Origin of the sequence: Halopenitus sp. POP-27 (assembly GCF_029889855.1) — an archaeon.
GTDB lineage: Archaea > Halobacteriota > Halobacteria > Halobacteriales > Haloferacaceae > Halopenitus > Halopenitus malekzadehii.
The window spans coordinates 1-11,303 of sequence record NZ_JARANU010000029.1; the positions used below are offsets into that span (position 1 = coordinate 1).

Annotated in this window: 11 protein-coding genes and 1 tRNA gene; 5 read left to right on the forward strand and 7 right to left on the reverse strand. The window is 68.3% G+C overall.

What is annotated here, in order from left to right; translation table 11 throughout:
- Positions 1–253 precede the first annotated feature (253 nt).
- Positions 254–329 (forward strand) — tRNA-Cys (locus tag OQF70_RS13205).
- 213 nt (positions 330–542) lie between these two features.
- On the opposite strand, the gene OQF70_RS13210 is transcribed toward OQF70_RS13205, so the two are convergent.
- Complete coding sequence (locus OQF70_RS13210) at positions 543–1,043, reverse strand: hypothetical protein (RefSeq protein ID WP_280538173.1); 501 nt, start codon at positions 1,041–1,043, stop codon at positions 543–545.
- Between the two features lie 204 nt (positions 1,044–1,247).
- On the opposite strand from OQF70_RS13210, the gene OQF70_RS13215 reads away from it, so the two are divergent.
- Complete coding sequence (locus tag OQF70_RS13215; RefSeq protein ID WP_280538175.1) at positions 1,248–2,147, forward strand: transcription initiation factor IIB family protein; 900 nt, start codon at positions 1,248–1,250, stop codon at positions 2,145–2,147.
- 22 nt (positions 2,148–2,169) lie between these two features.
- Here OQF70_RS13215 and OQF70_RS13220 read toward each other — a convergent pair whose 3' ends face one another.
- The 3 genes from OQF70_RS13220 to OQF70_RS13230 form a co-directional block, all read right to left on the reverse strand.
- Positions 2,170–2,895, reverse strand: coding sequence for a ParA family protein (locus OQF70_RS13220; protein ID WP_280538177.1), 726 nt, complete (start codon positions 2,893–2,895; stop codon positions 2,170–2,172).
- A 66-nt stretch (positions 2,896–2,961) separates the two neighbouring features.
- Positions 2,962–3,381: an HIT family protein gene (locus tag OQF70_RS13225; RefSeq protein ID WP_280538179.1), complete on the reverse strand. Its 420-nt coding sequence runs from the start codon at positions 3,379–3,381 to the stop codon at positions 2,962–2,964.
- Positions 3,382–3,459: 78 nt separating this feature from the next.
- On the reverse strand, positions 3,460–4,461 hold the full coding sequence (locus tag OQF70_RS13230) for a PrsW family intramembrane metalloprotease (protein WP_280538181.1): 1,002 nt from the start codon (positions 4,459–4,461) through the stop codon (positions 3,460–3,462).
- A gap of 140 nt (positions 4,462–4,601) precedes the next feature.
- On the opposite strand from OQF70_RS13230, the gene OQF70_RS13235 reads away from it, so the two are divergent.
- The 3 genes from OQF70_RS13235 to uvrB all read left to right on the forward strand — a co-directional run bounded on the left by OQF70_RS13235 (position 4,602) and on the right by uvrB (position 8,625).
- Entirely contained in the window at positions 4,602–4,976 is a 375-nt protein-coding gene (locus OQF70_RS13235) for a hypothetical protein (RefSeq protein ID WP_280538182.1), read from the forward strand.
- Positions 4,977–6,494 (forward strand): DUF402 domain-containing protein, encoded by a 1,518-nt coding sequence (locus OQF70_RS13240; RefSeq protein WP_280538183.1) that lies wholly within the window; start codon positions 4,977–4,979, stop codon positions 6,492–6,494.
- Between the two features lie 70 nt (positions 6,495–6,564).
- On the forward strand, positions 6,565–8,625 hold the full coding sequence (uvrB, locus tag OQF70_RS13245; protein ID WP_280538185.1) for an excinuclease ABC subunit UvrB: 2,061 nt from the start codon (positions 6,565–6,567) through the stop codon (positions 8,623–8,625).
- A gap of 92 nt (positions 8,626–8,717) precedes the next feature.
- Here uvrB and OQF70_RS13250 read toward each other — a convergent pair whose 3' ends face one another.
- The 3 genes from OQF70_RS13250 to OQF70_RS13260 form a co-directional block, all read right to left on the reverse strand.
- Complete coding sequence (locus tag OQF70_RS13250; protein WP_092817842.1) at positions 8,718–9,554, reverse strand: HTR-like protein; 837 nt, start codon at positions 9,552–9,554, stop codon at positions 8,718–8,720.
- Between the two features lie 24 nt (positions 9,555–9,578).
- Positions 9,579–10,655 carry a beta-ribofuranosylaminobenzene 5'-phosphate synthase family protein gene (locus tag OQF70_RS13255; protein ID WP_280538187.1) on the reverse strand — a complete coding sequence of 359 codons (1,077 nt, stop codon included), beginning with the start codon at positions 10,653–10,655 and terminating at the stop codon, positions 9,579–9,581.
- Positions 10,656–10,764: 109 nt separating this feature from the next.
- A complete protein-coding gene (locus OQF70_RS13260) occupies positions 10,765–11,130 on the reverse strand; it encodes a hypothetical protein (protein WP_280538188.1) in 366 nt (121 codons plus the stop codon).
- Positions 11,131–11,303 lie beyond the last annotated feature (173 nt).

An 11,303-nucleotide genomic window follows, 5' to 3' on the forward strand; every position in this document is an offset into this window, starting at 1 on the left:
TTTTAGCGGTCGGCAAGGAGTGTTTGGAGGAGTCGTGTGGTTGTTGGGGAGTTACGACTGTGTGATCAGTCGGGAGGCGGGAGATCGGGGCGGTGGTTAGTGATCCGACGGCTCCCGACGATCGCACACACAGCGGGAGCGCTATGCGGGTGAGTGACCACGATCGCGGCGAAGCGGACCAGAGCGGCTCCAACGTCGGTCGCGACTCGTCGACCGCTAGGCTTAAGCGCGCGACGTGGCTACGACCGGACGCGCCAAGGTGGCAGAGTTCGGTCAGACGCAGCGGCCTGCAGAGCCGCCCAACGCCGGTTCAAATCCGGCCCTTGGCTTGTTCCGTTCTCCGTTCAGTCGTACCTGTGCTTGCAAACGACTGCTGATCGGCGGTACGCTCGAGCACCAGCCGTCTCGATATCGAGACATAACCGGAGGACTCAGGATCGCGATCCGGATATCGCGAGAACGGCTGTCGGTGCGTGATCGAACCGTCGATCGACGCGGTCCTGGGTGTGTCGGGGAGACCCCGCCACTATCAGCATCGATCGCTACCGCAACTCGTCGGGCGTCTCGAGCGAGCCGCCGAGCGTGTCGACGCCGAGCGTGTGGTCGTCGACGCGCGTGACGGCATCCGCGAGGTCGGCGATCGGGTCGTGCGTCTCGATGTACACGGCGAGTGCGAAGGCCGCCTCGTCGCCACCGGTCAGATCGATCGCGTCACGCCTGCCGATCTGACCCGCGAGCCAGTCGCGGACGATGCCGCGACGGGTGGGGGCGAGCGGACAGACGCCGGAAACCCCACATCGATGAAGAGTTTTGGCCGCGGTCATCGGGGCGACGGCTGCCTCGCGTGCCGCGTCGCCGACGCTTGCGCCGGCGGTGTACGTTTCGATCAGGGTTGCGGCTGCGGCGGCCGTACACGGCAGCGATGATGCGTGGGATCGCAGCCGGTCGTGCAGATCGATTCCGGTGTCGTCGACGACCGCAGCGCCGCGGTCGCGCTGCTCGGTCGTCACTTCGATGCCGGCTGCGATCTCCGAGAGCGTCACTACATTCTATTCTTAGGTTCTCTATTAAATACATTTGTATTCTTGGTGGAATTATCAGTGTGGGAATCCCGTTACGGCGGCTCGATCGGGTGGGGAACCGGAGCAACCGACCGGTGACCGGTTGGTTCTCGCCGTCGATCCCCGCTCGAGTCGGGCGATTCGACCCTCCTTTAAGTAAGGCATCGGGCCCAAGGTTCAGTTGTGATGAGTCAGACCCAGTCTACTCAGGTGAGTGAGAGCGGGTGTCCCGAGTGTGACGGTCGCGTCCGTCCGGACGGTACCGAGCGCGTCTGTACCGACTGTGGACTCGTCGTCGATGAGGACCGCATCGATCACGGGCCCGAGTGGCGGTCGTTCGCCGATGACGACACGAACCCGGAGCGAACCGGTGCCCCACGGACGCGCGCACGCCACGATCGCGGTCTCTCGACGGAGATCGGCCGTCCGACCCGTGCGACGGCACGCAAACGCCGTCGGTTCGCGCGGCTGCGGACCCACCACAACCGGGCACGGATCGGATCGAAGCGGGACCGCAACCGTGTCTATGCGTTCACCGAGATCCGGCGGCTCTGTGACGTGCTTGGGGTTCCGGACGGCATTCGTGACCAGGCGTGTGCTCTGTTCGAATCCGCACAGGACGCGGACCTGCTTCGTGGTCGGTCGATCGAGGGGTTCGCCGCGGCGAGCGTGTATGCGGCCGCGCGGGCGGCCAACGTCTCGCGGACGGTCCCGGAGGTGTGTGCGGCGGCGAAGGCGACGGCGGACGAACACGCCGCCGCCTTCGACGCGATGAACCGCGAACTCGGGTTACCGATCGGCGCGATCGACCCGACGGAGTACCTTCCCCGGTTCGCCTCGACGCTTGCGTGCTCGACGGCGGTCGAATCGCGGGCGCGTGAGCTCGCGGACGCGGCCCTCGAGGCGGGGCTCATCGGCGGGAAGAACCCCGGCGGCGTCGCCGCCGCCTGCCTGTACACCGCGAGCCGCGAACACGATTCGGGGCTCACTCAGCGGGAGGCGGCCGACGTTGCGGACGTGACGCCGGTTACCGTTCGGGGGACCTACGTCGATCTTCGTGATCAGCTTGCGACGGCGATCGAGTAGGTCGATCCGTCGTTCGTCGTCGCTATCGGAACCGATTGAGGACGTTTGCTCCCTCAAACCCGGCGGTAAGCGTCGTCTCGAAGCAGACCTCCAGCGCCGTCGCGATCCCTTCGGCGTAGGCACCGCCGGTCGGCCGGACGGTCGGGTGTGTCGTCGCCGTCTCCTCGGCCGTCGGCAGGTCGACGTCGGCAGCGGGCAGGGAGCCACGGGTCGCGATCGTGGTTTCGACGCGCTCGCCGACGTCCTGTATCCGCCCGCGAAGCCGCTCCAGGGCATCGCGACCGTGGACGGTTCCGGGGGTCACCGCGGCGATCCGATCGGTTTCGGTCACGGCCGCGACCGCCTGGTTCGCGGCGACCGGCGGCGTGTCGACGATGACGTGGTCAGCCGTCTCGCTTGCCGCGTTGATCACCGAGACGAGCCCGCGTGCCGCATCGACCGTCTTCGCTCGCGCGATCCGTTCGAACGGCGCGGAAGCCGGAACGAGTCGGACACGCCCGCCCCAGTCGCCGTCGACCGTGTAGGCCGCCGCATCGGGGGTGTCGGTTCGACCGTCGGTGACGAGCGTCGTAACGTCCGGATCGATCCGTCCGGAAACGTACTCCGAGAGTCCCTGTGTCGCGTATGCGGCGTCGATCACGATGACGTCGCGATCGTCGATCGCGCCGGCAGCAGCCATCTCCACCGCGGTCCGCGTCGTCCCGGCACCGCCGGTGGCACCGACTAGCGCGAGCGTTGAACCATCCATACGTTCCTGCGGGTCGTCACCATCTTAAATTCGATGGATGTATCTGTAAAATAAGTCGCGCTGGCGCTATCCGCGGATCGTCTCGGCGATCGCGTCGAGTTCCTCGTCGTCAAGGTCGGGCCGGTCGCCGGCGACGGCGTGGATCGGTGCGCCGCCGTCCCCCTCGAACCGCGGCACGATGTGCACGTGCACGTGCGGGACCTCCTGACCGGCTGCGGCTCCGTCGTTGATTCCGACGGTGGCGGCGTCCGCCTCGACGGCGGTCTGGACGCGCGGTGTCAGATCGGAAACGACCTCGAAGACGGCGGCGGACAGGTCCGCGGGGAGGTCGCCGAGGTGTGTGTGGTGGGCCTTCGGGATGACGAGCGTGTGTCCCGCCGCGAGCGGATTCGCGTCGAGGAACGCGATCACGTCGTTCGTTTCAGTCACGGTTCGGGCCGGGATCTCGCCGTCGACGATCGAACAGAAGATGCAGTCGTCGGACATACGCGATCGCTTGCGGGCCGCGAGTATCAAGGTTTCCCGTGGCGGGCCGGGACGTCGGTCGTCAGCTCGTTGGTCCCGTCACTCCTCGAACTCGGTCAGTTCGGGATCCGCTTCCTCGTCGATCTCGGCGTGCACCGTCCGGTAGGTCTCGCGGTATCGCCAGATCTTCCGCAGGAGGACGAACCCAAAGATTCCGTCGAAGACGAGCACGTACACGATCATCGACGGAAGCGAGCCCAATCCGGTCACCGCGCCGATCAGCCCGGTGCCGATCCCGACCGTCGAGTTGTACGTCGCGTGGATCACGGCGGCGAGCACGATCCCCTTCAGGACCAGCGGCCCCCGGTGTTCGGGATTGAACTTCGCGAGCCCGAGGTAGTAGCCGGCAAACGCCGAGTAGATGACGTGGCCCGGCCCGGCGAAGGCGCGAACCGCCGCGATCCCGTCACCCGCGCCGAGTATGGCGAGACTGATGCCCATCTCGACGGCGTCGATGTTCCGCGAGATGTACAGCAGGTTCTCGATCGTCGCGAACCCAAGTCCCGCGATCGCCCCGTAGACCGCCCCGTCGATCACCGCGTCGAACCGGTAGTCCGTGTAGGCGTACAGCCGCACCGCGAGCAGCTTGACGGTCTCCTCGACGGGGCCGACGACGAGGAAGAAGAAGAACACGTAGCCGATCCCGGAGAAGGGGCCGAACACGCTCGTGACCGCGGAGTTGAGCACCGCCGCGAACGTCGCCGTCAACACGGCAAGCAAGAACGTCCCGACGAGCAACGAGAGCGGTTCGGTCGTGGTCACGTCGCTCGCCCAGACGTAGCCGGCCAACGCCGCCGCCGGGAGGACGGACAACACCGTGAGGATCCGGATCACCGGGTCGGCGAACGCGCCGAGGGCACCGATCCCCAGGAGGATGACGACTGCAAGCGCGATCACGAACGCCTTCGTACCCGCGGTCAGCGTCCAGTACCCGGCGACCGCTGCGCGGTCCAGGAGGGACCGTGGCTCCCAGGTTGCGACGTCATAGAGGTCCCGTCCGGCGTCGTCCGCGCTCTCGATCGGATCCGTACGGTCGGGCATACACGCCACATCACCCGCGGGGTAGTAAGGCCTTGCCACGCCGTCGAACGGGGGTTTCGCGTTCGGAGTGGTTCCGGCGGTGCGGCTCCCGTCACCAACGAACCGCGAGGCTTCAAAAGCCCGCCGCCCCAATCGCGCGTATGCACTTCGATCAGCGCACCCAGCAGGCGCTTCGCGAGGCCGGCCTCGAGACGGACGCCATCCGGGCGGCGAGCGACCGCGTCGCCGAGCTGGTTCGGGAGGACGCCGCGGCGATCGAGTCGTTCTTCGGCGATGGCGGGACGTTTTACTCGGATATGGAGACCGCCCACGGCCCGGACGGGCCGACCGAACACGACGTCGTTCGAGCCGACCTGTACACGCACGGCGGCGACCTCCGGGGTTATCTCTCGTTTGATTCCTGGGGCGTCCCCGTCGAGGACGGCCGCGTGCTCTCGGCTGACGTCGTCGAGCTGACGCTAGGGCCGACGGTCCACGACCGCGTCCGCTTCGCGCCGACGGCCGAGGAGCTATAGATGCACGTTCGCGTCCGTGGGATCTACGCGACCGCGCTCACGGCGGCGTTCGGCGACGCCGGACACGACGTCGTCGATGCGTCCGAGCCGATCCGCGAGCGGTTCGCCGACGACTCGCTGCCCGACGTCGAGGGGCCGGCGCCCGTCAACGTCTCGGTTCGAACGACCACCGACCGGCAGGGCGTCGGCGTGCACGGCGACGGTGAGGCGGTAGCGACCCTGACGGACCGGCTGCGCGCGGTCGGCGTCGACGCGCTCGCCTGGCTCGATCCGGCCCCGCGTGGGGCCGTCTTCGACGGTGAGGTGACGGAGACGCTCGGCGGCGGTGCCGTCGTCCGGTTGGCCGACGATCCGGCCGCCGTCCAGGATCGACTCGCGAGCAGTGACGACGCTTGGGGGGGTGCGGCGTCAACGCTGTCGGGTCTCGCGGTCGCGGGGCGCGGAACGCTCGAGGGATACCTCCCGTATGGCGAAACGGCGGATCGGATCGAGGTCGGCGACGCGCTGCGCGTGCAGGTTCGTGAGCCCGCACCGCCCTGGGCGGACCGGCGACCCGAACTCGGGGTCGATCTCCGAGCTCCCGGGCCGCTCGCCTCGCTCGTTCCCGGTGAGGGAACGCGCGTGGACGCTCGCGATGACGCGGCCGGGCGCGAGCTGGCCGGGATGGCCGACCTCCTCGGACTGGAGCCGCCTGAAGGGTGGGGAATCCGTTGGCATCGCCCGGCGATCGACGCCGGGATGGACGCCCTGGAAACGGGCCTCTCGCGGGCGATCGATCGGCTCGACGCGGTCGCAGCGGTTCGCGAGGCCGACGTCTCCGCCCCGCGCCCGCTCGCGGTCCCGGTCGCCGGCGCCTGGGTTTGGTTCGGCCGTGAGTCTCGGTTCGCCCTCGACGACCGGCGTCGCGAGGTGACGACGACGATGCCCGGCCACCATCGCGTGAAGGCCGGTTCGGCGGGGGCACGCGCCGGCGTCGACTTCGTCGAGGCGTTCTGTTCCCCCGAGACGCTCCACCGCGAGTTTCCGTTCGACGTCGTCACCGAGACGTTCGGCCCGCTCGTCGGCGACTCCGTCCGGATCGCCCACGGCAAACCCGCCGGCCATCTCGTAGTTCTCGGCGACGGCGAGGTGACCGACCGCGATGCCGATGCGGGCCGGATCACGGTCGAGCGTGCGATGACGGCCGGCGGGACCTACGATGCGCTCGACGTTCCCCGCGAGTCGGGCGACGTCGCGACGACGACGTTCACCGAGGGTCGCTGGTGGTACCCGACCACCTATCGCGACGCCGCGGGTGAAGTGAAAGGGACGTACGTCAACGTCTGTACGCCGGTCGAGGTGTTTCCCGAGACCGTCCGCTACGTCGACCTCCACGTCGACGTGATCAAACACGCCGATGGAACCGTCGATCGCGTCGACGACGACGAACTCGACGACGCCGTCGAGGCGGGCACCGTCCCCGAGCCGCTTGCGGAGCGGGCGCGGTCGGTCGCGGCGTCGATCGAGAACGCGCTGTGACCCGAGTGCGGTCCCGTTCGTAACGAGCACCGGGCGCGCCGCTCAAGTGTCTGCGCAGCCAACGAGGAGCGTGAGCGACGCCGACTCCCCGCTGTCGGAGGACCGCCCGACCGTCGACCGCCCGCTGCGTGTCGATGCCCCCTTCGAGCCGGCCGGCGACCAACCCGACGCCATCGAGGCGCTCGTCGAGGGCTATCGGGACGGCGCAACCGAACAGACGCTGCTGGGCGTGACCGGATCGGGCAAGACGAACACGGTCTCGTGGGTCGCCGAGGAGCTGAACCGGCCGACGCTGGTGTTGGCACACAACAAGACGCTCGCGGCACAGCTCTACGAGGAGTTCCGCGAGCTGTTTCCCGACAACGCGGTCGAGTACTTCGTCTCCTACTACAACTACTACCAGCCGGAGGCGTACGTCGAGCAGACGGACACCTACATCGACAAGGAGATGTCGATCAACGAGGAAATCGACCGTCTGCGCCACTCCGCGACGCGGTCGCTTTTGACCAGAGACGACGTCATCGTGGTCGCCTCGGTCTCCGCCATCTACGGCCTCGGCGACCCCGGAAACTACCGCGAGATGGCCCTGGAGCTGTCGGTCGGCGACCGGATCGGCCGCGAGGACCTGCTCGCCGAGCTGGTCGACCGGAACTACGACCGCAACGACGTCGACTTCACGCAGGGCACCTTCCGCGTCCGGGGCGACACGATCGAGGTGTTCCCGATGTACGGCCGGTACGCGCTCCGGATCGAGCTGTGGGGCGAGGAGGTCGATCGGATCCTGAAGGTCGACCCGATGCAAGGGGAGGTCGTCTCCGAGGAGCCCGCGACGCTCGTCCACCCCGCGGAGCACTACTCGATCCCCGAGGAGAAGCTGCAGCAGGCGATCGGGGAGATCGAGACGCTCCGGGACCAACGCGTCCGGCAGTTCGAACGCGAGGGTGACCTCGTCGCCGCCCAGCGCATCGACGAGCGGACGACCTTCGACCTCGAGATGCTGCGGGAGGCCGGCTACTGTTCGGGGATCGAGAACTACTCGGTCCATATGGACGACCGCGAGCGCGGCGATCCGCCCTATACCCTGCTCGATTACTTCCCCGACGACTTCCTGACGGTCATCGACGAGTCCCACCAGACGATCCCGCAGATCAAAGGGCAGTACGAGGGCGACAAGTCCCGGAAGGACTCGCTGGTCGAGAACGGCTTCCGGCTGCCGACCGCCTACGACAACCGGCCGCTCACCTTCGAGGAGTTCGAGGCGAAGACCGACCGAACCCTCTACGTCTCCGCGACGCCCGGCGCCTACGAGCGCGAGCACTCCGCGCAGGTGGTCGAACAGATCGTCCGGCCGACCTACCTCGTCGATCCCGCCGTCGAGATCGCCGACGCGACCGGGCAGGTCGACGACCTGCTCGACCGCATCGACGACCGCATCGAGCGCGGCGAGCGGACCCTCGTGACCACGCTGACGAAACGGATGGCCGAGGACCTCACGGAATACCTCGAGGAGGCCGGCGTCGACGTCGCGTACATGCACGACGAGACCGACACCCTCGAGCGCCACGAGATCATCCGGGACCTCCGGCTCGGGAACATCGACGTTCTGGTCGGCATCAACCTGCTCCGGGAGGGGCTGGACATCCCCGAGGTGAGCCTCGTGGCGATCCTCGACGCCGACCAGGAGGGGTTCCTGCGCTCGACGACGACGCTCGTCCAGACGATGGGACGGGCCGCCCGCAACGTCAACGGCGAGGTCGTCCTCTACGCCGACGAGGTTACCGACTCGATGCAGGCGGCCATCGACGAGACGCGCCGCCGCCGGGAGATCCAACGCGAGTACAACGAGGAATACGGCCACACGCCGACGACGATCGACAAGCCGGTCGGCGAGACCTCCCTCCCCGGCTCGAAGACGGACACGAGCGGCGTCGCCGTCGGCGACGTCGAGACCGAGGACGGGGCCCGCGACCGGATCGAGGCGCTCGAGGAGCGGATGAACGAGGCGGCAAGCAACCTCGAGTTCGAGCTGGCGGCCGACATCCGCGACCGAATCGCCGAGCTGCGGTCGGCCTTCGACCTCGCGGAACGCGAGGAGGGAACCGTTCCGGAGCCGACCGTCGAGGAGTTCTAGGTCGCTTCACCGCGGGGTGGCGACGGCTCGAGTACTTCGAGGTGGCGACGGCTCGAGTTGGTCTCCGAACGAGGGCGTCGAGAGAGCTTCGACTACCGGATCTTTCGCACGTCGGTGATGTCGAAGCCACCCTCGTGGATCTCCGTCTCGAACCGAATGATGTTCTCCTCCTCGAGTCGCGAGAGGACCCCGCGGAACTCCTTGACGACCATCGTCCGGGCGCGTTGGGATCCGCCGGTCTCCCAGGTGAACCGGAAGGTCCCGCTGGCCGCATCCATCAGGATCCCGCGCTCGGTGTCGGTGAGCGTGTCCTCGTTGACCAACAGCAGGATCAGTCCGCCCCAGTGATGTGCCGCCTTCTTGAGCCCCTTCATCACCATCGCGATGTCGTTCCAGCCCATCTCCTCGGAGATGGTGGAGACGAGGTCGGTGACCGAGTCGATCACGACGAGGTTGCCCGTGGCGTGTGCCGAGAGGTACTCCCCGAGTTCGGAGAGGACGTCCCCGTGGCGTTCCCGCTGACCGAGGTCGGTGATCGTCGAGGGATCCCCGTGGTACCAGTCGCGCGGGATCGGACTCAGCTGGAAATACGGCGTCGACAGGTCCGCAAAGTGGATCCCGTCCGTCGCGGCCGCGGCGATCTCGTCGGCCATCGTAAAGCCGAGCTCCCGCTCGATCGCGCCCTCGCCGGAGGTGAACGAGACGTAGTGTACCTCCGGGGGAACCTCCGAGGAGTCCTCCAAATCGCCGTAGTACAGATCGAAGAGGTCCTCGTCGGCCCGCGCGAGCACGTTCATCGCCGCGCTCGTGTACAGGAACTCGCGGGCGCCCGCGCCGGATTCCCCCGACAACAACACGACGCTCCCCGGCGGCGCGCCGCCGCCAAGGATCGAGTCGAGCCGGGCGACCCCGAACGGAACGTTCGACATACCGGATAGGTGCGCGCGGGTGATTTATCGGTTACGCCGCGGTTCGATCCGTGCGCCCTGGTTGCGCCCCGCGACGATCCGGACCGTGCCGTCGACGCCGGCCGCCTCGAGTGCAGCCTCGCCGGCCTCGAGCGCCGCGGCCGCGTGTGTCGCGTCCGTCACACCGTAGACCGCCGGCCCCCACGAGGACTGGCCCGCGCCGTAGATCGCCGGCGCGTCGGACAGCGACGCGACGATTCCCCCGACCGGGGGGCGATAGACCCCGCCCTGCTCGTCGGCGTACCACGCCCCGTTGAGCCGCCCGACGTCGGCGACTGCCTCGCCGAAGGCGTCGGCCCGTCCCTCGACGATCGCCGGCAGCACGCGCCGGGTCACGATCCCCGCGATCCGATCGGCGACGTCGGGGTCCGCGCGCTCGACCGCCGCCCGGATGCTCCGGTCCTCGTCGTCGCCGTTCCGTCCAGGCTCGGCGTCCGGGAGCACCAGGAGGAACCGCCAGTCGTCAGGGATCGGGTGTCTGGCGGCGACCGCCGGCACCGTCCACTCGCCGGTTTCGGGGCGGTGGGTGGTGAACCGTGAGGTCGGGTGGCCGACGTCGAGAACGAACCCGCCGTCCTCGAAGGCCGCGACGCCGACGCCCGACCGCCCGCCACGTCCGAGCCGCGGCGCGTGGTCGCGAACCGCCGGCTCCCCGTCGTACGACCGGGCCACCGCCGCCACGGTCGCCAGCGCGAGCTGTGTCCCGCTGCCGAGCCCGACGTGTCGGGGGATCGTCGTCCGAACGTCGATCGAAACGCCGGGGACGTCGAGCAGGGAACACGCGTCGCTCGCGTACCGCCGGATGTCCGCGAGCGCGTCCGGAGTCGGCGCGTCCGGCGTCGGCGCGTCCGGCGTCGACGCGTCCGCGACACCGTGGGATCGGGGTTCCGCGCCGTGGTCGGCCATCTCGACCGAGACGTCTTCGGCCGGCTCGGCGACGACTTCGACTGCCGGGTCGTCGATCCCCACGCCGAGCGCCCCATAGAGTCGTTCGTGGGCGAGACTCAGGTTTTGAAAGCCGAAATGGAGTCGGGCACCGGCGGCGACGCTGACGCGGGGCATTCGGTCCCGTCTTCGCCTGCCGACGGTATAAGCCCCCGATCCGTGGCGGCGCTTGCCGCCGTCGTCACCGGTGACGGTGACGGTTGATCCCGCCGGATACGGAGCAGCTTCACTCGAAGAGGCCGTCGACGTCCGCCTCGCGCCCCCGTCTCCGATCGACGTGATCGCGGAGGCGCGCGTACGCGACGCGCTGGCGCTCCGTGGGCGTGGTCGTGCTGTGGTCGGTCGGTCGGTCGTCCGTGATGGATCCACTCGACCGAACGGCGGGATCGATCCCGGCGACGTCGACGAGCAGGCTCCGGTACCGCGCGCGACCGGTGTCCCGCTCCTCGCGTGCGTATCGCGTCGCGTCCTCGATGATCGTCGGATCCATCCCGTCGTTCGTCTCCGCGACCGCGATCGCCGTCTGGACCACCGCCGTGAACCGCTCCTCGTCGGCGGCCTCGGCGTCGGTCCCGTCACGCCCGTCGCTCATACACGCAGGTTCGGTCGGCTCCGGGATAAGCCGTGTGCGTGCGGGTGGATGCTGGGTGGGTACTGGATGCGTGCCGGGTGGATGCTGGGTGGGTACTGGATTGTCTCTAATAAAAATCTGACGCTGCAGACAAAAAAAATTAAATAAATCTAGGTGGTCGCCGTAACATTAAA